Annotated in this window: 18 protein-coding genes; 6 read left to right on the forward strand and 12 right to left on the reverse strand. The window is 53.3% G+C overall.

Annotation, left to right across the window (positions count from 1 at the left end):
- Positions 1-8: 8 nt before the first annotated feature.
- Positions 9-2,060 (forward strand): ATP-dependent DNA helicase RecG, encoded by a 2,052-nt coding sequence (recG, locus tag ACTS9Y_RS06095; RefSeq protein ID WP_442585077.1) that lies wholly within the window; start codon positions 9-11, stop codon positions 2,058-2,060.
- 3 nt (positions 2,061-2,063) lie between these two features.
- Here recG and ACTS9Y_RS06100 read toward each other — a convergent pair whose 3' ends face one another.
- From ACTS9Y_RS06100 to ACTS9Y_RS06110, 3 genes are all read right to left on the reverse strand, one after another.
- Positions 2,064-4,049 carry a putative bifunctional diguanylate cyclase/phosphodiesterase gene (locus tag ACTS9Y_RS06100; protein WP_442585078.1) on the reverse strand — a complete coding sequence of 662 codons (1,986 nt, stop codon included), beginning with the start codon at positions 4,047-4,049 and terminating at the stop codon, positions 2,064-2,066.
- Between the two features lie 191 nt (positions 4,050-4,240).
- A complete protein-coding gene (locus ACTS9Y_RS06105; protein WP_442585079.1) occupies positions 4,241-4,831 on the reverse strand; it encodes an antibiotic biosynthesis monooxygenase in 591 nt (196 codons plus the stop codon).
- A gap of 93 nt (positions 4,832-4,924) precedes the next feature.
- Positions 4,925-5,821: a LysR family transcriptional regulator gene (locus tag ACTS9Y_RS06110; RefSeq protein ID WP_442585080.1), complete on the reverse strand. Its 897-nt coding sequence runs from the start codon at positions 5,819-5,821 to the stop codon at positions 4,925-4,927.
- Between the two features lie 113 nt (positions 5,822-5,934).
- Here ACTS9Y_RS06110 and ACTS9Y_RS06115 point away from each other — a divergent pair, with 113 nt between their 5' ends.
- From ACTS9Y_RS06115 to ACTS9Y_RS06130, 4 genes are all read left to right on the forward strand, one after another.
- Entirely contained in the window at positions 5,935-6,795 is an 861-nt protein-coding gene (locus ACTS9Y_RS06115; RefSeq protein ID WP_442585081.1) for a pirin family protein, read from the forward strand.
- Positions 6,796-6,852: 57 nt separating this feature from the next.
- Complete coding sequence (gene ycaC, locus ACTS9Y_RS06120; RefSeq protein WP_442585082.1) at positions 6,853-7,482, forward strand: isochorismate family cysteine hydrolase YcaC; 630 nt, start codon at positions 6,853-6,855, stop codon at positions 7,480-7,482.
- A 250-nt stretch (positions 7,483-7,732) separates the two neighbouring features.
- Positions 7,733-7,888: a hypothetical protein gene (locus tag ACTS9Y_RS06125; protein ID WP_442585083.1), complete on the forward strand. Its 156-nt coding sequence runs from the start codon at positions 7,733-7,735 to the stop codon at positions 7,886-7,888.
- Between the two features lie 182 nt (positions 7,889-8,070).
- Positions 8,071-9,222, forward strand: a complete 1,152-nt coding sequence (locus ACTS9Y_RS06130) for a catalase family protein (protein WP_442585084.1) — start codon at positions 8,071-8,073, stop codon at positions 9,220-9,222.
- Between the two features lie 131 nt (positions 9,223-9,353).
- Here the strand turns inward: ACTS9Y_RS06130 and ACTS9Y_RS06135 are convergent, their stop codons facing one another.
- From ACTS9Y_RS06135 to ACTS9Y_RS06160, 6 genes are read right to left on the reverse strand one after another with little or no spacing between them, the layout of a single operon-like run.
- On the reverse strand, positions 9,354-10,322 hold the full coding sequence (locus ACTS9Y_RS06135; protein WP_442585085.1) for a vWA domain-containing protein: 969 nt from the start codon (positions 10,320-10,322) through the stop codon (positions 9,354-9,356).
- Positions 10,319-10,882, reverse strand: a complete 564-nt coding sequence (locus tag ACTS9Y_RS06140) for a hypothetical protein (protein ID WP_442585086.1) — start codon at positions 10,880-10,882, stop codon at positions 10,319-10,321. Before ACTS9Y_RS06140 ends, ACTS9Y_RS06135 begins: the two co-directional genes overlap by 4 nt.
- A complete protein-coding gene (locus ACTS9Y_RS06145; protein WP_442585087.1) occupies positions 10,879-11,844 on the reverse strand; it encodes a vWA domain-containing protein in 966 nt (321 codons plus the stop codon). Before ACTS9Y_RS06145 ends, ACTS9Y_RS06140 begins: the two co-directional genes overlap by 4 nt.
- Entirely contained in the window at positions 11,841-12,818 is a 978-nt protein-coding gene (locus tag ACTS9Y_RS06150; RefSeq protein ID WP_442585088.1) for a hypothetical protein, read from the reverse strand. Before ACTS9Y_RS06150 ends, ACTS9Y_RS06145 begins: the two co-directional genes overlap by 4 nt.
- A gap of 58 nt (positions 12,819-12,876) precedes the next feature.
- On the reverse strand, positions 12,877-13,785 hold the full coding sequence (locus ACTS9Y_RS06155; RefSeq protein WP_442585089.1) for a DUF58 domain-containing protein: 909 nt from the start codon (positions 13,783-13,785) through the stop codon (positions 12,877-12,879).
- Positions 13,786-13,794: 9 nt separating this feature from the next.
- Positions 13,795-14,844, reverse strand: coding sequence for an AAA family ATPase (locus tag ACTS9Y_RS06160; protein ID WP_442585090.1), 1,050 nt, complete (start codon positions 14,842-14,844; stop codon positions 13,795-13,797).
- 193 nt (positions 14,845-15,037) lie between these two features.
- On the opposite strand from ACTS9Y_RS06160, the gene pdxR reads away from it, so the two are divergent.
- Positions 15,038-16,504 carry a MocR-like pyridoxine biosynthesis transcription factor PdxR gene (gene pdxR / locus ACTS9Y_RS06165; RefSeq protein ID WP_442585091.1) on the forward strand — a complete coding sequence of 489 codons (1,467 nt, stop codon included), beginning with the start codon at positions 15,038-15,040 and terminating at the stop codon, positions 16,502-16,504.
- 79 nt (positions 16,505-16,583) lie between these two features.
- Here pdxR and ACTS9Y_RS06170 read toward each other — a convergent pair whose 3' ends face one another.
- The 3 genes from ACTS9Y_RS06170 to ACTS9Y_RS06180 form a co-directional block, all read right to left on the reverse strand.
- Complete coding sequence (locus ACTS9Y_RS06170; RefSeq protein WP_442585092.1) at positions 16,584-18,023, reverse strand: aminotransferase-like domain-containing protein; 1,440 nt, start codon at positions 18,021-18,023, stop codon at positions 16,584-16,586.
- Between the two features lie 90 nt (positions 18,024-18,113).
- The gene (locus ACTS9Y_RS06175; protein WP_442585093.1) at positions 18,114-18,425 is read right to left on the reverse strand and encodes a hypothetical protein; all 312 of its coding nucleotides are present in this window, start codon (positions 18,423-18,425) and stop codon (positions 18,114-18,116) included.
- Positions 18,415-20,739 carry an FdhF/YdeP family oxidoreductase gene (locus ACTS9Y_RS06180; protein WP_442585094.1) on the reverse strand — a complete coding sequence of 775 codons (2,325 nt, stop codon included), beginning with the start codon at positions 20,737-20,739 and terminating at the stop codon, positions 18,415-18,417. Before ACTS9Y_RS06180 ends, ACTS9Y_RS06175 begins: the two co-directional genes overlap by 11 nt.
- Positions 20,740-20,759 lie beyond the last annotated feature (20 nt).

Below are 20,759 nucleotides of genomic sequence, written 5' to 3' on the forward strand. Positions count from 1 at the left end.
ATGGCCACATGCCTTCCTTGAGCGATATCCGAGGTTTCACCCCTGCCGTATGCAGCCAGCTGGAAAAACTGGGCATACACACACCACAGGCTTTATTGCTGCATCTGCCGTTGCGCTACCTGGACGAAACGCATGTCACCGCCATTCGTGATCTGCGGCTGGGCGAACAGGCACAGGTCGAAGGCGTGGTAGTGCATAACGAAGTCAGCTACAAGCCACGCAAAATGCTCAATGTGCGGGTGCAGGACGACTCCGGCATCATCAATTTACGCTTTATCCATTTCTACCCCAGCCAGATCACCGCCCTGCAAACCGGCACCCGTATACGTGCGTTTGGCGAGGTCCGCCCCGGATTTTTTGGCTATGAGATGGTGCACCCGCAGCAACGCAAAGTAAAAGAAGACACACCGGTGAGCACCGCGCTGACGCCGGTGTACCCGTCCACCGCAGGCCTGAGCCAGAACACGATACGAAAAGCCGTCAACTTGGTGCTAACTGCCGACTACTTGCAGGAAACTTTGCCAGAATGGGCCTATCAAACGCTGCAACTGCCAGACTTCGCCAGCAGCCTGCAACAACTGCACCAACCCAGCCCGGAGATCGCTTTATCCACGCTGGAAAACCGCAGCCATCCCGCCTGGCAACGGCTGGCGTATGACGAATTACTGGCGCAGCAATTATCCATGCGCCAGCACTACGCGCGCCGCAAACAAGGCCATGCGCCCGCGGCTGCACCATCTAAACAACTGGTGCCGCAATTACTGGCCAGCCTGCCATTCGCCTTAACCATGGCACAGCAGAAAGTCGTCGCCGAGATCAGCCATGATTTAAATCAGCCGCACCCTATGCAGCGCCTGTTACTGGGCGATGTCGGCAGTGGCAAAACCATCGTCGCCTGCCTGGCGGCTTTGCAGATGATAGAACAAGGCTGGCAGGTAGCCATCATGGCGCCGACCGAGATCCTGGCAGAACAGCATTACAAAAAACTCAGCGGCTGGTTACAGCCTTTGGACATAGAGATCGCTTGGCTGACCGGTAGCCAGAACAAGAAAACGCGTGAGCACTCACTGGCGCGCATTGCCAGTGGTGAAGCCATACTGGCCATAGGCACACATGCTTTATTCCAGGACGAAGTCCAGTTCAAACAATTGGGGTTAGCCATTGTCGATGAACAGCACCGTTTTGGCGTACACCAGCGGCTGGCGCTACGCAAAAAAGGCCAGCGCACAGACCTGGAACCGCACCAGCTCATGATGTCGGCGACGCCGATCCCGCGAACGCTCTCCATGAGTTATTACGCTGACCTGGATGTGTCCGTGATTGACGCCTTACCGCCCGGCCGTACGCCAGTGGCAACCAAGCTGGTGGCAGATGACCGTCGCGAAGAGATCTTGCAGCGGGTACGCGAAGCTTGCGCCCTGGGCCATCAGGCTTATTGGGTATGCCCGTTGATTGAAGAATCGGAAACCCTGCAATTACAAACCGCTAACGATACCTATGCTTATATGCAGCAAGCTTTCCCCGAGTTAAAGGTTGGCCTGGTGCATGGCCGCATGAAGCCAGCCGAAAAGCAGGCGGTGATGCAGGCGTTTGCCGCCAACGAAACGCATTTGCTGGTGGCGACCACTGTGATTGAGGTGGGTGTAGACGTGCCTAACGCCAGCCTGATGGTGATTGATCATGCCGAGCGCATGGGCCTCAGCCAATTGCACCAGTTGCGTGGTCGCGTAGGGCGCGGCGCGGCCAAAAGTACCTGCATACTGCTCTATAGCAAACAGCAATGTTCACAGATAGGTCGCGCTAGGCTGAAAGTGATTTATGAAAGCACGGATGGTTTCCATATTGCCCAGGCCGACCTGCAACTGCGTGGCCCCGGCGAATTGCTGGGTACGCGCCAAAGCGGTGTGCCCATGCTGAAGATCGCTGACCTGGAACGTGACGTCGATTTACTGGAACAGGCCAAGCAGGTGGCTGATCAACTTTTGTTAAAAACGCCAGAAGCAGTTGCCGCGCATCTGCAACGCTGGCTCAGTCACGGTGACGAGCTGGTCAAAGTGTAAGGCCTAGTTACCCGCCGCGCGAGTAGTGCCGTTATTCAACAGATTGTCATTGCTCGATACCAGGACGGCCAATTCAGATTGCAAACTGGTTTCAAATGCCTCTAATGGCAATGGCTTGCTAAATAAATAACCCTGGAAACGATGACAACCCATGGTTTGCAGCAAGGCCTTTTGCGGTTGCATTTCAACGCCTTCGGCAATCACCGTTTGCCCCAGGTTTTTCGCCATATTGATAATGGTTTCGACGATGAACGTGTCGTAAGTGTTGTGCAGGATATCCTTGATAAAACTTTTATCGATTTTCAGTTCATCAAGCGGCAGCCGCTTCAGCACCGATAATGAAGATTGACCGGTACCAAAATCGTCCAGTGAAAAAGTCATTCCTAATGCTTTTAGTGCCTGGATCTTGCCTATGATCTCTTCCACATTGCGCACAATCAGGCTTTCGGTGAGCTCAAGCCGCAACAGGCGCGGGTCGCAACCACTTTGCAGCACGGTATCAGTCACCATTTGCACGAAGTCCGGCTGATTAAACTGCACGGCACTGACATTGACTGACAGCTTCAGCGTACGCGTCAATGGCGCATTGGCCCAGCGCCTGAGTTGCTGGCATGCCTGTTGCAATACCCACTGCCCTATCGGCACGATCTCGCCGGTCTCTTCTGAAATAGGGATGAACTGGTCGGGCGGGATCATGCCCAAGGTCGGATGCTGCCAGCGCAGTAGCACCTCTGCGCCTATCGGCTGATGTGTTTCATCCACCTGCACTTGGAAATACAGCAATAGCTGATTGCCCTGCAATGCGAATGCGAGGTCAGTTTCCAGCGTGGCGCGCGTCTTGACCGCCGGATGCAGCACTTCGTCGTACATCTCGACGCTATTCAGGTTATCGGATTTTTTTGCCTGGTACATGGCAATATCAGCGCGCCTTAATACTTCGGCTTCACTATAATCATCACCAAGAAACAGGCAGATGCCTATGCTGGGCGTTGTACGGTATTTACTTTGCTGTAACTGGAAAGCCTGCGAAAAGACCGCCATCATCTTTTCCGCCGCCACCTGCGCAGACTTGATGGCTTCAGTTTTGTCGCTGCCCAGCTCGTCCAGCACCGCGATAAACTCATCCCCGCCCATACGCGCAATGGTGTCTTTTTTGCGCAGGCATTGCTGTAACCGTGTAGCGACCTGCTGCAATAATTCATCCCCGGCCTGGTGGCCTTTGCTGTCATTCAGGCCTTTAAAATTATTCAGATCCAGCGATAGCACTGCGCCATAAGATTGGCTACGGGCACACCGCGCAAACGCCTGTTGCAAGCGGTCAGACAGCAGGCGGCGGTTCGGTAGGTTGGTCAAAAAATCATAATAGGCCAACTGGTGGACTTTTTTATTGTCCAGATTGGAAGCAATGCGCAAGGAGATATTTTCGCGCAGGCTTTTGGCCAGTGCATGCCCCGCCACCGTGACATACAGCACATAGACGATGAACAGCACCGCCAGCGCAATAGAGACCGAGCTGCCGTGGGCGATAAAGCGCGGGATCATAAACAGCAGGATGCCGCCGGTGAACAGGTTGGTGGTTAAACTATCTACCGAGTAAATGACGATGCCGGCGCCGGAAACGCCGACCAGTGCAAAAATCAGAAACGCCTGGTTGGCGGGTGCAGCCTCAGGGAACAGCAAAATACCAGCTAGGCCCCAGGCTAAACCGCAAAAACCGGTGGTGAATCGAAACCAGTGTAACCAGCGCCGGCTATGCAAGGCGCGTTGTTGATCTTTGTAATAGAGAAAGCTGAAGTAAGCGCGGCTGCCATATGCACACAAGAAAATAACCGTCCAGATGACCAGGATAGTGTGGTCTATGAAATGGCGCTGCGTCAGCAAAAGCGCGGCCATGACCACGATGGCAGCCATCAGTGATCTACGATTATTTGCATATAGCATTTCCACGATTTCTGCGTGTAATGCTGTTGATTCCGCCGCGGTGCTCAACGCCGTACCCCCTGATATTGTATTTATGCAATATTCATCGGTGGTTTTAAACCCACACTTTAATTCATGCTTAAATCATGCACCAAAAGCAAAGCAAAAACACCATTCTTAAATTCGTTTTACCGGTGATAAATTGAATTTCGCGACGATGTGCTAAAAATCAGCGTTTTGAACAGAAAATGACAGCATGATCAGCCATGCAACCAGTTGCGTACCAGCTTTGTGTAACGTGGCATCACTACATACACCATCAGCCCGACCACCACGCCGGTGATCAAAAATGTATGCAACAGCTGGCTTTGCGGCAAACCCGCCTGGTCCATGACGGGTATCATCAGGAACGACACGCCGCTCACCAAGGGAAAAATCGCTGACCAGGTGAGTAAAAATTGTTTCCAGCGCACCGGCAACAATACCTTGCCGGTTTCTGCCGCGCCGGTTTCTGTCGCAAACCAGAAATCCAGCCCACTTTTGATCTGGTAGCTGTCTTTGGCACTTAACAGGCTTTCAACTTTAGCGATCAGTTGCTGGCGGATATCGGAAGACAGCCATTGTTTCAGGTGTTGCTCGCTGTCGTAGCGGATCACTACTGTATAAGTATCGGTATAACCGGCGATGGGGCGGATCAGATGCCAGTCGAGCATGCCGGCTGATGCCTTGCATGCGGCACTGATCTCTGTCAGCCACTGCTCATAGGCGGGTTGCTGTGCTAGATCAACCCGGTGACTAATCACTGCACTGGCGCCATGTGGCAGATTGAGGGATGCTGGTTGCTGGCTCATATTCAGGGAAATCCTTTTATCTTAAGTTGTGCATAAACAGCGCTAGCTGCGTCTTATTGTTGTGGCAGCCTTACCATTGTTACAGATGTTTTTTTAAGGTGATTCTTTAAACTGCGGTTTTAATTCTGCCAGCGCCAGGTCAATAAACGCCCTTAATTTTGGCGGCATAAAGCGCTGCTGCGGGTAGACCAGATGCACATTATCTGCGCGCCCCAGCCAGGCCGGCAACACCCGCACCAGTTGCTGGCTGCGTTGCGATGGCTGGCAGATAAAAGTAGGCAACAACGCCACGCCCTGCCCGTTTTCAGTCATGGCTTTGACCACGCCGATGCTATTCACCAGCGTGCGGCCACTCATGGGCACACTGATCTCGCTACTTTCATTGCTGAGCACCCAATGTTCACGCCCCATAGGGGTAAATTGCAGGCAAGTGTGCGCATGCAGATGGGGTGGCGCTTCGAGTTTGGGTGCCTGCTGCAAATATTGCGGGCTGGCGAACAAAGCCCATTGGATGGTACCCAGGGATTTGGCGATCAGGCTGGAATCACGCAAGTCACCGGTACGGATCGCCACATCCACACCTTCGGCAATCAAATCGACATAGCGGTCAGTCAACAGCATTTCAACAATCAATTCGGGGAATTCGATTTGCACACGTCTGACCAGCCCGGCCAGCAAGGCATCACCCAGGTCAGCGGGGGCGGTGACTTTCAAAGTGCCTTTGGGTTGCTGCCTGGCGGCATCCAATGCGGCTTCGGCTTCCAGCAAATAACCCAGCCCGATCGCGGCCTGTTCAAAATACAAGGCGCCACTCTCTGTGAGATGCAAGCGCCGCGTAGTGCGCTGCAACAAGGTCACGCCCAGCCGCTTTTCAAGCCGGGCCACACGCGTGCTGATGGTAGAAGTCGGCAAGCCCAGCTGGCGCGCGGCGGCGCTGAAGCTGCCGGCTTGCACCACTTTGACGAATACCGCTGCCTCGTTCAAATCCATGATTGTTCATTATATTGAAAAGTAATTTATCATTTAACCATCTAGTGCGCTAAAAGTCATCTGTTTATAGTGTGAACCATCGCAACACGACATGAATACACAAGGAGCGCATCATGAAAAAACTGGCTTTTATCAAACGTAGCAACGGTAACCACTGGGTAGGTGATGGCTTTCCGGTACAAAGCATTTTTTCCTACAGGGATATCGCTGAAGAAATGTCTCCATTCTTGCTGATGGATTATGCAGGCCCGGCCCGCTTTGAGCCAACCGAGCAACGCCGTGGCGTCGGCCAGCACCCGCACCGTGGTTTCGAAACCGTGACCATCGTCTATGACGGCCAGGTGTCACACCATGACTCTACCAATGCCGGCGGCACCATAGGCGAAGGTGAAGTGCAATGGATGACCGCCGGTAAAGGCATTATCCATGAGGAATACCATGGTGATGACTATGCCAAAAGTGGCGGCCCATTTGAAATGATCCAGTTGTGGGTGAATTTGCCTGCCAAAGACAAAATGACCGCACCAGGTTATCAGGGAATTACCCGCGCAGATATCCCTGAAGTGGCATTACCGGATGACGCAGGCAAGGTCCGTGTGATTGCCGGGGAATATGCAGGTCACACCGGCCCGGCCAAGACTTTCAGTGTTATGAATGTGTGGGATGTACGCCTGAATGCAGGCACCCGCACCGTATTCAACCTGCCTGAAGGCCACACGACTGCGATCTTTGTGCTTAAAGGCGCAGTAAAAACCGGCAGCGTACATACCATACGCCCTTCCGAGCTGGCCGTGATGCAGCGCGAAGGCACTGAACTGGTGTTGCAGGCACAGCAGGACACCGTGTTGCTGTTATTGAACGGTGAGCCATTGAACGAACCAGTGGTTGGCCATGGCCCGTTTGTGATGAACACCTGGGAAGAGATAGACCAGGCCATCAATGACTACAACCTGGGCCGTTTTGCGACTGCCTGACGTTAGAAGTTTTACCTGTTTTCAATTTATAAAAAACCATTTTTGAGAGGATTTATCATGAGCAATAACAAACCTTACGTACGCCTGGACCGTGACAACGCAGTGGTATTACTGGTCGACCATCAAGCCGGATTATTATCGCTGGTACGTGACATTGAACCTGACCGTTTCAAGAACAACGTACTGGCGCTGGCGGATGCGGCTAAGTTTTTTAACCTGCCGACCATACTCACCACCAGCTTTGAAACCGGCCCCAACGGCCCATTGATGCCGGAGTTGAAAGCCTTGTTCCCGGATGCGCCTTATATCGCCCGTCCTGGTCAGATCAACGCCTGGGATAACGAAGATTTCGTCAAGGCGATCAAAGCCACCGGCAAAAAGCAATTAATCATTGCCGGTGTGGTGACTGAAGTATGTGTGGCTTTCCCTGCCCTGTCTGCGATTGAAGAAGGCTTTGAAGTGTTTGTGGTCGGCGATGCTTCCGGCACCTTTAACGAACTGACCCGCGATGCGGCATGGCGCCGCATGGAAGCGGCCGGAGCACAAATGATGACCTGGTTTGGCGTGGCCTGCGAGTTGCACCGCGACTGGCGCCGCGATATTGAAGGCCTGGGCGCGCTATGTGCTAACCATATTCCTGATTACCGCAACCTGATGACTGCCTATAATACCCTGCAAGCCAAGTGATCACTGGCTGCAACAAAAGACCCTTTTTGGGTCTTTTTGTATTCATGCAAAATCTTTATACCAATCAGTTTTACATAAAGAAATTCCTACAAAACATTAAGATAAATACTTATTAAATATTTACAATCTAAGGGGTAACCTGCAATTGTCGCGTTTGAAATGAATCTCGTATTCATTTTCACAACAAGACACACGGCAGCCTTAGCGGCTGCCGTTTGCACTCACCTGAATCTGATTAAGGAGTATTCAAATGCCCAGAGGCTCCAACCCCAAGCGTGAACGTGAATACCAAACCTTAAAAACTGAATTCAAAAAAGATCACCGATACCCGGGCCGTGAAGAAGAAGTCGCCGCCAGGATTGTCAATAAACAAAGAAAACGCGCTGGCGAAACAAAAGAGTCTTAAGTATTGAAAGCTGTGAGGTTTGGAATCTGGCCTGATAGCAAAGGCCATCAATGATTTATCCAACACTCAGGCAGTCATGCTTTCAGTCCTTTTGATGAATGGCTTTTATGTTTTATCTAAAAATGTAAATCACAAGTTTGTTTGTCAATAAACACACTTGCGTATGGGAAGTGGGGGTTTATATGCAACCAACCGTGGGCTCAAGAATGTCGCCTCTTGAATATCATCCTGCCTATGAAGTGCTGGATGACCAGATCATGACCGAAGGCGTAGCTGGCGAAATCGTGCCAGACGAAAGCAAAACCAGGCGCAAAGAAAACCTGCAATACACCCTGCGCAAGATTTCTGAAACGACTAACCGTCATTCCGCTTATTCGGCGCGTAGCGTACATGGCAAAAGCCATGGGCTGATCTATGCCGAGATGGAAATCTACGACCATCTGCCTGAACATTTAGCGCAAGGCATGTTTGCAACGCCTAAAAAACTGCCGCTGGTCATGCGTTTTTCTACCGTACCTGGCGATATCCTGAATGACAAATTGTGCACCCCCCGCAGCCTGGCGATCAAGATTTTGGGCGTTGAGGGTGAAAGGCTGAGTGGCAGTGAAGCAGCGACTACGCAAAATTTCCTGTTCGTGAATGGCTCCAGCTTTTTGTCTTCCAGCGTGCAGCAATTCTTATCTAACCTCAAGCTGCTCGCCAACACTGATAACACGCCTGAATTCAAGCAGTTCCTCGCCCAGATATTGCAGGCGACCTCAAAACTGATCGCGTCATTGAGTGGTGGCCGCGAAAGGCTGATAAGTAGTGAAGGGCAGCCGGAAACCAATATCCTCGGCGAAACCTATTTTAGCCAGGACCCTATTTTGTATGGCAATTTCATGGCCAAAGTAGCGCTGGTACCGATCGCTCCGTCGCTTATCGCCTTAACCAACAAGCCTATCGATGTCAGCTTTGCTTCCGATAGCCTGAAAAAATCGGTGGTGGATTTTTTCATTACGCACACGGCCGAGTGGGAATTGCGTATCCAGTTGTGCACCGACATCAATAAAATGCCGATTGAGGATTCCTCTGTGGTCTGGTCTGAAGATGTGTCGCCGTATCTGCCGGTGGCAAAAATCACCGCCAAACCGCAAATCGCCTGGAGCCCTTACCGCTCAGAAGTGGTGGATAATGGCATGATGTTCTCGCCCTGGCATGGCATCAAGTCCCACCGGCCGTTAGGCTCAGTCATGCGTTTGCGCAAAATCACTTATGAAATGTCCAAACATACCAATGCCATGTCGATCGGGAAAGCCATTCCTGAACCCACGCACCTGGATGACTTATGCTAGATGGTTATTGTTAGAGGCCTTATTAAACGGCTTCTGCGGATCGTGATAAAAAAACGGCGACCTGGTTTGGTCGCCGTTTTTTATTGATGGTGTTTGTCAGCTTGTTAATGGCCTATGCGCCAAGCCAACCCTCATCTGGCGACATTGCGGTAGCGCAAACGATAGACCAGCAGATCTGGAATATAGGTCGCGATCACCATCAGTGCCGCCAGCGTCAGGAACAACCATTTCACTGAATAACTGGTCACAAATTTGGCTGCCGGGGTTTGCGATTGCACAAACTCATAAAACGCCGGCTGGTCCACGCCTTCAATATATTGCCCTTTGATATCGGAGGCCAGTTCTTTCAAATGTTCCACATCCTGGCTGGATAAATAGCGGTCAAATTCGGCATACGCCACCGGCGGGTCCGGATCGTCTTTGCTGGCATCGTTGTAATTCACACCGCCGCCCGCGCTTTCGGCGGCTGCATCTGTTCCCCAGTAACCGACAAATTTGTTGTTGGCATTAAAGCGCTTGATAGGCGCTGGCTCGGTGCCACCTATGCCGACAAAGATCACATTCTTGCCTATGCGCACATCGCTGATATCCAGCTTGTTGATGCCGTTGGCTTTCGGGGCTTCATCGCCATCGGTAAAAAACAGCATTTGCGCGGGGATATTCAGGTAGTCAAACGTAGCCTCAGCCGCTTTCACACCAAACGTCATGCGGCTGTTACCGCTCCAGGCCATACGCCATTCCAGATGGTTGATACTATCAGTGATGATGTCAAAGTTAGCGCACACTTCCAGTGGCATAAACAATAACGCTACATTCTCAGCCGCAAATACACCGACACTGACATAAGTGCCACAAGGGGATGTTTTCACGACCTGCTTCATCAGGTGTTGCGTGTAAGCCAGGCGTGTCGCAGGCTTATCGGCGACCTTCATATCTTCCGCGTTCATGCTTTGCGAGATATCAGCCAGCAACAGATAGTTATGCACTTCCTGCTTGAGCTGGATCTCCGGTTTGACCAGCGCCAGTACCAGGAAAATCATGGCACATAACAACAAAGCCGTTTCGTAGTTGTGTTTTAACAGTGCAAAAAAACGTTTCATGGCAACCCCTGTGGCAGGTTACTGATCTCCAGGCCAGACGGATCCTGGGGCACGGTCTTGATATGCCTGGGGATCACGCCATGCAGCAGGCTCAGGTTGAATTTGGCTGCCTGGTTGTGCGGGTCAAGCTTTAACGCCTGCTCATACGAAGCACGCGCCTGCAGATAATCGAACTTTGCCTGTTCCTGAATCGCACCGTCTGCCTCTACCAGGCGTTGCAAACCGGAGCGGAACAGGTGATTACCGATATTGAAATGGATCTGCGATTTCAGCAGGGGGTCAGGCTCGAACACTTGCTCATCCTGCTTTTTAGGTGCTTCCAGCAATTGCCCGAAATTCTGGCTGGCATGCTTGAAGTTACCGGTTTTCCCTTGCTGGTAAGCATCGGCAAATTTACGGTGGAAGGCAAACTGGTCACCTTCCAGCACCTCGCCCCTTTGCAGAATGCTGTTGGCAGAGGCGATCTTATTCACCTGGAAACCTTCGTACACAGTGCCGACCAGCCCGACGAACAACAATAGTCCCAGTACCTGGTTTTTGCGCGCTATATGGTTTTTCATTCATACACCCTTAAATTTTTAATACCCAGGATCAACAACACCAGCACCAGTGCACTGATCACGAATATTTTTGAATAATCAAAACCGGCGATGGTTTCGTTATACTTAATGACCTTTTTCTCACGCGAATCAATGTCATTGATCGCTGATTGCAGAGTCTCCGGATTGTCGGCTTCATAGGCTTTGTATTTCAGCCCCAATGACTGGAAGTATTTATGCAGCACGATCGAATTTGGCGTGCGGCCTTCTTCGTATTCGTCCTTGGAGAAGATACTGGCCTCGCCGGGTTCGCGTAGCATGATCCAGTAGATACTCAGTTTGCGGCTCTTCAGGCGTTCGCTCAGTAAAAACTTCACGCGTGGGCTCAGCTTGCCCGCGCCATCTGATAATAAAATCACCGCACGAGAACCGGAGTTCTGGATGTTATCGAACAGGCCGACCGCTTCCGTCAAACCGGCGCCGATATTGGTCTGGTTCAGTGACGGGCTGGTCGCCGCCACGATCGCCGCATGGATCGCGTCGCGATTGGTGGTGATTTTGATGCCGTACAAGGCCGAGTTGGTAAAGCCAACCACGCCCATCATGTCGTTCGGCCGTGAGTCGATAAACTGGGTAATGATGCGCCGTGCGGTCGCGGATTTGATCTCAGCTACATGCCCGGACGAATCACCGGCAAACGGGTGATCCATACTGACACTGCGGTCTATCACCATCACCGTTTGCGCGCCCTTGCCTACCTTAGGCACCTGCTCATCCGAACCTCTGGGCGAGGCCAGTGCAATCACGATGCTCAGCAACAGCAACGACATGATGACTTTAACCGCCAGGTTCAGCCGGTCAGAAAAAACGTCTTCGGGCACGATATCCAGCCAGCTGTAATGCTGGCCCTGATGGCCTTTTAACCAGAAAGGCAGCAGCGCGATCGGCAACAGCGCAAATGCCCACGGATGCAAGATAATCATGCCACGCCCCGCTCGCAATCACGCAGCTGTTTGCTGAGTTGCACCAGTTGCGCGATCACCTGCTGGCTGTCGCGTGTTTTAACGTCATATAAAGACTGATTGGACGCTTCAAAGAATTGCGTGATCTCGCTTTGCATGCCTTTAAAACCAGGGCGCAAACGCATAAATTCTTCGATATCCCGCGCAAAAATGTTCGCGCCATAATGCTGGTTAAAAGCTTGATGCAGATACACCAGTGCTTTTTTCTCTTCCACCGCCGTTTTTGGTTTGGATGATTTTGCCAGGCGTTTGAGCTGGCGATGGGCGCGGGCAAAAGCACCGCCCATAAACGGTAACCATTGCCCATCGGCATTGATATAAAGCAAGCCCGCCAGGCTGGCGACCAGCAAGGTGACAAATAACCCCAGGCGTTGCTCATCGGCACGGCTTACGATCAGTGGCGTTTTAAATTCCGGCAGCAGGTTCTTCTTGGCGGTGGCAGTACCGCCTGTGACCAAAGGTGAAAACCAGAAGCCCCAGGCAGGCACTTCAACTGTCGTTGCCGTTGCCCCGGTAAATGCGAGTTTCTCAGCCGGTAAATGCATCACACTCGGGTAAGTGCTGACAGCAAATACCTGGTAACTGAGTTGCAGGGTGTATTGAGTATGGTCAGATTGCGGCTTGGTTTGTAGGGCCACATCGACCAACTCAATGCCGTCATGCTTGCTGCCTTTTTTAGGCAAGGCATTGTCGGCCAGTGTATACGCTGTTGGCGCATCGACCACCACCGTTCTGCTCAGTACATCGCCAATATGCACGCCATTGGTAGAAGGCGGATTGGTCACTGTCACCACTGGTGCCGATGTCACCGAAGTGCTGGCAGGTGGCGCGGCCTCTTCTGCCACCACGATACTGGCGGTGCCTAATAAGCTGGCGACTAGCACCAGGCGTTGCAGCGCCTGGCGGTTCGTCTGGTATGAAATCTGTTTTAGCATAATTGTATATTTCGCTCGGTTAACTGGTGATCACTATTTGCTTTTCACGCTGTTTGGGTCACATGGCTTGTTCAAAATAATGCGTCATCAGCTCTGGCCGGTAGTCACCGTGCATAAACAGCGCCGGACTATCAAAACGCAAAAACAAGGCTTCCAGCGCATGCCTGCGTGCATTAAATGCAGCTAGGAATTTTGCTTTCACTTCGCTGCGGAAAAACAGCGTACGGTTAAGACCGGTTTCGAGATCTATCATGGTGCCAAAGCCAAACTTGGGCAGTTTTTTGTATTCCTCGTCATCCCATAGCACGATAGGAATGACCTTATGCGCCGACATCGCCAGCAAGGTTTTTTCTATCAGGCTCAGAGGCATATGAAAGTCTGAAATCCAGAACACCAGCGCACGCGTCTGGCCGAGGAAATTGGGCACATCAGTCACGCCCTCCACGCCTATGCGCAAATGCCGGTAGTCATGCAACAAGGCAATGGCGGCTTTACTCTGGTGCAAATTGCGGCTTAACGGCAAGGTGAAATCTTCGATCACCTGCTGGTTATAGCCAATAAACCCGAACAGATCACCCGCGTTGTAGGCCGAATTCGCCACCGCGGTGGCAATCTCGATCGCAGTATCCAGCTTGCGCTTGCGCCCACTGAATTGCATGGAGCTGGACAAATCACACACAGCGTAAATAGGCGTGGTGCTGTCCTGGTTAAACTGCCGCACCTGCACTTGCTCAAACGGGTCACGTATGGTCTGACGCAAATCCATGCGCCGCGCATCCGGGTAATCGACCAGGTTGACGGTACCACGGTAATCCGAGCCCAGGCCACGCTGGGTACCGGCATGATCACCCAGTTGTATGCTGTCCGATTTCCAGCCGATCACATACTCGAACGGCCGCGCATAGCTCGCATCGTCATACTGCCCGGCTGGCTGCTTATCCGCTTTTTTGATGAATGAACGTATCATTGGCTGGCTTTAGGCTGCTTTGCTGAAGGTCAGGCTAGGCACGGCAAGCGTGCGGATGATATTGGTCGTCAGTTCACGCGCCAGCGCCGTCCTGCGGTTTTCATAGGCCGCGTTAAACACCAGGCGGTGCGAGATCACTTCGTGGAACACGGCATGGATATCTTCCGGATACAGGCTGTCGCGGCCATTCAGCCAGGCATTCACGCGGGCCGCTTTCATCAGCATGCCCATGCCGCGCGGGCTGGCGCCGGTCTGGATCACACGGCCGACATCCACACTGTCCATGGTCACGCCAAACTTCTCCGGGCTTTGCGTGGCATCCCACAGATCCATGGTGTACTCTTCCAGCACATCGCTGGATTTGATGTGGTCTTGCAGTAAGTCAGAAAACGCATTCAACTGGTCAAATTTCAGGATATCGCTCTCTACCTGTTGCGTCAGTTTTTCGGCATGCTGGAATTTGGTATTGAACACCAGTGACTTTTTCAGCTCGCGGTCAGACGGGATCTCGATCGGGATCTCCATCATGAACCGGTCACGCGCCGCAGAAGGGATCTCAAACGTCTCGTTTTTTTCCACCTGGTTACGGTCAGCAAACACGATCATGTGCGGCATGCGGTATTCTTTTTTGAACGCGCTGATATGGCGCTCGGCCATCACGCGCAGCATCAGCGCATGCACTTGTGGCCGGGCACGGTTGATCTCATTAAAGAAAAACACGGATAAGTTTTCACCCGCGCGCAGCAGCGGGCCTTCGTCAATCTGCGGCCTGCCGTCCGGGCCGAGGAAGGTATGGTAGATCAGGTCATTCGGCATCAGATCCACCGTGCCCTCGATCCGCTCGTAAGCGCCACCGATACCGCGCGCAATCGATTGCAACAAAGTGGTTTTACCGACACCGACGCCGCCATCCAGCAACACATGGCCGCGTGCAAAAATCGCAATGTTCATCAAACGAATGGCTTTGCTTTGCCCAACAATCACCTGGTTGACCTGCTTTTCCAGGTTCAGAGCATGGTTACGCCAATCTGCCAATTGAATATCTAATGAAGCGGACATGAATCTTTCCTTTAATAGAATGTTTCAAAAATGTAACAGAATGTAACTAGTCCACAATCCTCCAGTTTCGAGAACTTTGCTGGTCCAGTTAAATATGCGATATAGTGAAGGTTACATAGTCCAGATTGCGACTAAAGAAAAGGGATTTTTTCCCGCTGTTGCGTATATTCAGCGGCGGATGGAGACGTGAAAAATGCTACGTTCGTGGAGCCTTAAATTAACCATTACCGACACCTCGGGGTTACCGGTCTACCTGCAAATCGCCCAGCAAATCATGGAAGAGATCCAGCGCGGCCGCCTGGCGCCTTCGACCGCCATGCCAGGCACGCGGGAGCTGGCCGAAAAACTGCAGGTCAACCGTAAAACGGTGATCCTGGCCTATGATGAACTGATCGCCCAGGGCTGGCTGGTTTCCGAGCAGCGCCGGGGCTCGTTTGTTTCTGCCAGCCTGCCTAACTTCAATGCACAGCCGCAAACAGCCAATACCAGCAAGCAACCCGCCAATGTGGTGGAAGCGACCAATCACCCGCTGCTGAGTTACCAATCGCCGGTCGATGGCGTGATCGACTTTAATGACGGCATCCCCGATGCGCGACTGATCCCGTTCAATATCCTGTCGCGCGCATTCAGGCATGCACTCATAGGTTCCAGCAAAGGCAAAAGCCTGGGGTACGGCGACCCGCGCGGCACACTGGCGTTACGGCAATCCATCGCCACCATGCTGAATATGGAAAGAGGCCTGAGTGTCGCGATCGACCAGATCTGTATCGCGCGCGGCAGCCAGATGGGTATTTTCCTGGCGGCGCGTGTACTCACCAGACCTAATGACAATATCGTGGTCGAGCAGCTCAGCTACCCGGCGGCAAAAGAAGCCTTCAGGTCTTGCGGCGCCAACATCCTCACTGTCGGGCAAGACAAACACGGCATCGATGTCACCGCGCTGGAAAAACTCTGCCAGCAACAGCCTATACGCGCTATTTATGTCACGCCACACCATCAATTCCCCACCACCGTGATCATGACTGCCGAGCGGCGCCTGAAACTGCTGATGCTGGCCGAGCAATACGACTTCACCATTGTGGAAGACGACTACGACCACGAATTCCACTTCTCGCACCACCCTGTGTTTCCGCTGGCCAGCACCAACCACGGCGGCCGTGTCATGTATGTAGGTTCACTCTCCAAAGTGCTGGCACCCGGTTTACGCGTAGGCTACCTGGTGGCAACCCCAGGCCTGATAGACCGCTGCGCTAAAGAGGTCATGCTGATAGACCGTCAAGGTAATTCCATCACTGAGCTGGCCGTGGCCGAGCTCATGGATTCCGGCGAAATCAAACGCCATATCCGCCGGACATTCAAAGTGTATAACGAGCGCCGTAACCTGCTGATCGCGCTGATTAATCAGGAATTGAAACAGTACGTGACCTTTGATGCGCCAGATGGTGGCCTTGCCATCTGGCTACGGCTAAAGGAAGGTATAGACGTGGAGGCTGTCTCGGCACAAGGGTTAAAACATCAGGTACGCATCCTGCCCGGCACCCTGTTTTCAGAATCCGAACAAAGCGTGCATGCAATCAGGCTGGGCTTTGGCAGTTTGACGACCGCTGAATTGGAAAAAGGGGTGTTGGCATTGAAAGCGGCGTTTCAAGCAACGCTGTAGCGCAAGCGCTAAGAGAATTAGTTTTTATTGCTTTTTGCAGCCAGACACCAATAAAGCAGGGGATAAAGCCTGGAGCGCTTTATGCCTGCTGTGGCTGCGCGTCGGATGACAACATCTCGCAGGCTATCGCCCCCACATCACGCACCGCCTGCTCAATGGCTAATGTCCACAGATGGCTGAAATTCAGCCGGATATAGTGGGTGAGGTCTTTTTTGAGGGAAAAAATAGTGCCGGGTGCGACCGTGATGCCGTTGTCGATAGCGGCCCTGTACAACGTAAGTGCATCCAGCGCTGGTGGCAGTTTGACCCAGATCACGTAGCCGCCTTTGGGTTCTGAAAGCTGCGTGCCCGCCGGGAAGCTTTGCTCGATCACGTTGCGCATCAACACATAATTCGAGCGCAAGGTATGCCGCAACTGCTTGAGGTGTTGTTCAAAACTGTCGCGCTGCATAAATTTGGCAATCGCGATCTGCGGTGCAGAAGTCAGCGACAGGCTGTTGAGGAACATCAGTTGTTCCACTTGCTGGCGATAGCGCCCGGCGCTGGTCCAGCCAACGCGATAGCCAGGCGCCAGTGATTTGGAGAACGACGAGCAATGCAGCACCATGCCGGTTTTATCATAGGCTTTGGCCGGTAACGGCGGCTCATCACTGAAATACAGCTCGCTGTAGACATCGTCTTCAATCAGCGGGATTTCCTGCTCGGCCAAAAACGCCACTAAGGCCTGCTTTTTAGCGTCCGGCATCACAAAACCAAGCGGGTTCTGAAAGTTGCTGGTGAGGATCACGGCCGCAATACGCACCTGGCCGGTCATGACACGCAAGGCTTGCAGGTCTATGCCGGATTCCGGGTCAGTCGCCACTTCAGCCACTTTCATGCCCAGGCGTTCCACCGTGTGCGCCAGTGCGTAATAGCCGGGCGACTCCATGGCTATGATATCGCCAGCCTTGGCCACGGCCTGCAAACACAGCGTGATCGCTTCAGTTGCGCCATGCGTGATGACAATATCGTCCGGCGAGACATCCATGCCATTGGCCAAATAGCGGCGCGCGATCTGCTGGCGCAGCATTTCGTTGCCGGGCGGCAGGTCACTCAGCACGCCCCACTCGCCCTGGTCATCCGTCAGGGCTTTTTCATACTGGTGTATCTTTCTGAGCGGGAACAGTTGCGGGTCGGGGAAAGGCGAGCCTAGCGGCACGGTGCCGAATTCGCGGATGGATTTAAGGGTAGTCAGCACCAGCCGGCTGGCATCCACTTCAGATAGATTGATATCTTTGGCAAGTGGCGAGGCGTGTTTTTGCTGCAGGCGTTTGCGCAGCGTGACATAGTAACCGGATTGCGGATGGCTGCTGATCACGCCTTCCTGCTCCAGCAACAGATAGCTGCGCAACACGGTGCTGATGCTGAGGCCATATTTCTGGCTGGCCTGGCGTACCGAGAAAATCCTGTCTCCTGGCCGTAAAACGCCTTCATCGATCATTGCGCGTATGCGGGCGGCAAACGAGACATAAAGCTTCATGGTGGCCAAGCGGGGAGGAAAATTCAGGTGTTTTCCATTATACGTCAGCCTGGCCCCGGCTGTCGTTCTACGAATAGCGCGTCGTGCTGGCTAGGCGGTTTTCAAGACCTGCGAAATTTCTTCGCCGCTGGTGGTGAGGGCAGCCACCAGACGGTCTTTTTGCATAGACACGTCAACAAGTTGTTGCTCATTGAGTGCCGTCATCAACCGTTGCACCGTACTCATGCGGATATCCAGCCGCTTGCAGATCACGGCGAGCGAAACCTGCGCGCGGCCTTCAGCATGCTCGGCATGCAGCAGCTCCAGGATACTCAGCATCAGCACTGTGCTCCTGTCCAGCGGGGCATAGTCGGCAAACGCTTCTTCTACCGGCGCGTTCAAATAATCGTGATCAAGCAGCACGGGCCACCTCTGGTGCAGTGGTTTTCTCGAGGATCACCGGGATAGACTTAGAGGTAGGTGTGCGCGACCCATCGGCCACGCTTTCCAGCGGCACCAGGTTATTGGTTTCCGGGTAATAACCACTCAGGCAGCCTTGCGGAATATCGTAAGACACCACCAGGAACTTGTCCGCGCGACGGGTGATGCCATCCTGCCAGACGCTGACCAGATTGACCCAGTCACCGGCCTCCAGCCCCATGCGCGCAATATCCACCGGGTTCATAAACACCACGCGACGCTGGCCGAACACGCCACGATAGCGGTCATCCATGCCATAAATGGTGGTGTTGTACTGGTCGTGCGAGCGGGTGGTCATCAGCACAAACAGGCGGTCGCCATATTGCTCACGTGCCAGGTGGATAGGCGACTGGCTGGGGATCGCCTGCACCGTGAACTCAGCCTTGCCGGAAGGTGTTTTCCAGATACGCTCACTGGAAGGCACCGGCATGCGGAAGCCGCCCGGCGTCTTGATACGTTCGTTGTAATCCCTGAACGCCACCGGCATGGTGCGCTCTATCATGTCGCGGATCTTGCTGTAATCCTTGATCGCTTCCAGCCACGGCGTTTTGCTGTGCTTGAGCGTGGCATGCGCCAGGCGCGCCACAATGGCAGGCTCTGAAAGCAGATTCGGCGAAGCAGGTTTGTTGATGCCATAAGACACATGCACCATGCTCATGGAGTCTTCAACGGTCACGCCTTGCGGCCCGGTTTCCTGGGTATCGATCTCAGTACGGCCCAGGCATGGCAGAATCAGGGCATCCTTGCCATGTACCAGATGGCTGCGATTGAGCTTGGTGGTCACATGCGCGGTCAGGTCGCATTTGCGCATGCCTTCCCAGGTGCGGTCGGTGTCGGGTGTCGCAATCGAAAAATTGCCCCCCAGCCCAAAGAATACTTTGCCTTTACCATCTATCATGGCCTGGATGGCCGCTACGGCATCATAGCCAGGTGTCTTGGGCACCTTGATATCAAACACGCGCTCCAGGCTTTCGAGAAACTCCAGTGGCATCTTTTCATAAATACCCACGGTGCGGTTGCCCTGCACATTGCTATGGCCACGCACCGGGCACAGGCCAGCGCCTTCCTTGCCAATATTGCCACGCAACAGCATCAGGTTGACCAGTGTTTTAATCGTGGCGACACCATGTTTGTGCTGGGTAATGCCCATGCCCCAGGTCGCGATCACGCGGTCACCAGTGGCATAAATACGCGCAAGTTCTTCGATCTGCGCCAAAGGCACGCCCGACTCTTCTACGATCAAATCCCAGTTTTCCTGGCGCGCATCGGCCGCAATCGCCTCAAAGTTGTTGGTGTGCTGCTCGATAAACTCCAGGTCGACCACGCGCTCGGCACCCTGCTTGATCGCTTCGTCATCCCACTGGATGATGAACTTGATCATGCCTTTGACCAGCGCCAGGTCACCTCCCAGTGTCGGCTGGATAAACAGGTCGCTGATCTTGCTGCCTTTGAAAGAAAGCATATCAAACGGGCTTTGCGGGTCGGCAAAGCGCTCCAGGCCACGCTCTTTCAAGGGGTTGATCGCCACAATGCGCGCGCCGCGTTTAGCGGCTTCGCGCAGCTCACCCAGCATGCGCGGATGGTTGGTGGCAGGGTTCTGGCCGAAGATCAGTATGGTGTCGGCATGCTCAAAATCATGCAGAGTCACCGAACCCTTGCCTATGCCCACGGTAGGCGGCAAGGCCATGCTGGTGGATTCGTGGCAAAGGTTGGAACAATCGGGGAAATTATTGGTGCCGAATTCACGCACGAATAACTGGTACAGAAAAGCCGCTTCATTCGCCGCACGGCCAGAAGTGTAAAAAATCGCCTCATTCGGGTCGGCCAGGCCGTTCAGGTGTGTCGCCAGCAGCTCAAACGCACCATCCCAGGAGACTTCTTCATACTTGTCCGTCACCGCGTTATAGCGCATAGGGTGCGTCAAACGGCCTTCGTTCTCCAGGTCAAAATCGCTCCAGCCCATCAACTCGGTCACCGTGTGCTTGGCAAAAAACGCAGGCGGCGTGCGTTTGGCAGTCGCTTCAGCAGCCACGGCCTTGACGCCGTTTTCACAAAACTCAAACGTAGACGTGTGTTCCTTGTCCGGCCAAGCACAGCCCGGGCAGTCAAAGCCATCCGGCTGGTTTTGTGCAAGCAAAGTCATGATCCCCTTCACCGGGATCTTCTGCAGCGCGAGTTGCGCAGCCACTTGCTTCAACGCACCCCAACCGGCGGCTGGGTGGTGATAAGGCTTGATGGAGGCTTTTTGTTGCGACATTTTTCCTACTTGCTTGCGAA

Origin of the sequence: Methylophilus sp., assembly GCF_052173275.1 — a bacterium.
Classification (GTDB): domain Bacteria; phylum Pseudomonadota; class Gammaproteobacteria; order Burkholderiales; family Methylophilaceae; genus Methylophilus.

Bases quoted from the DNA above. Each gene is read 5' to 3' on its own strand.
- ACTS9Y_RS06140 (WP_442585086.1), bottom strand. From the start codon at position 10,882: ATGAAAAACCATATAGCGCGCAAAAACCAGGTACTGGGACTATTGTTG.
- ACTS9Y_RS06125 (WP_442585083.1), top strand. From the start codon at position 7,733: ATGCCCAGAGGCTCCAACCCCAAGCGTGAACGTGAATACCAAACCTTA.
- ACTS9Y_RS06110 (WP_442585080.1), bottom strand. From the start codon at position 5,821: ATGGATTTGAACGAGGCAGCGGTATTCGTCAAAGTGGTGCAAGCCGGC.
- recG (WP_442585077.1), top strand. From the start codon at position 9: ATGCCTTCCTTGAGCGATATCCGAGGTTTCACCCCTGCCGTATGCAGC.
- ACTS9Y_RS06145 (WP_442585087.1), bottom strand. From the start codon at position 11,844: ATGATTATCTTGCATCCGTGGGCATTTGCGCTGTTGCCGATCGCGCTG.
- ACTS9Y_RS06105 (WP_442585079.1), bottom strand. From the start codon at position 4,831: ATGAGCCAGCAACCAGCATCCCTCAATCTGCCACATGGCGCCAGTGCA.
- ACTS9Y_RS06160 (WP_442585090.1), bottom strand. From the start codon at position 14,844: ATGTCCGCTTCATTAGATATTCAATTGGCAGATTGGCGTAACCATGCT.
- ACTS9Y_RS06130 (WP_442585084.1), top strand. From the start codon at position 8,071: ATGCAACCAACCGTGGGCTCAAGAATGTCGCCTCTTGAATATCATCCT.
- ACTS9Y_RS06150 (WP_442585088.1), bottom strand. From the start codon at position 12,818: ATGCTAAAACAGATTTCATACCAGACGAACCGCCAGGCGCTGCAACGC.
- ACTS9Y_RS06115 (WP_442585081.1), top strand. From the start codon at position 5,935: ATGAAAAAACTGGCTTTTATCAAACGTAGCAACGGTAACCACTGGGTA.
- ACTS9Y_RS06180 (WP_442585094.1), bottom strand. From the start codon at position 20,739: ATGTCGCAACAAAAAGCCTCCATCAAGCCTTATCACCACCCAGCCGCC.
- ACTS9Y_RS06155 (WP_442585089.1), bottom strand. From the start codon at position 13,785: ATGATACGTTCATTCATCAAAAAAGCGGATAAGCAGCCAGCCGGGCAG.
- ycaC (WP_442585082.1), top strand. From the start codon at position 6,853: ATGAGCAATAACAAACCTTACGTACGCCTGGACCGTGACAACGCAGTG.
- pdxR (WP_442585091.1), top strand. From the start codon at position 15,038: ATGCTACGTTCGTGGAGCCTTAAATTAACCATTACCGACACCTCGGGG.
- ACTS9Y_RS06170 (WP_442585092.1), bottom strand. From the start codon at position 18,023: ATGAAGCTTTATGTCTCGTTTGCCGCCCGCATACGCGCAATGATCGAT.
- ACTS9Y_RS06135 (WP_442585085.1), bottom strand. From the start codon at position 10,322: ATGAAACGTTTTTTTGCACTGTTAAAACACAACTACGAAACGGCTTTG.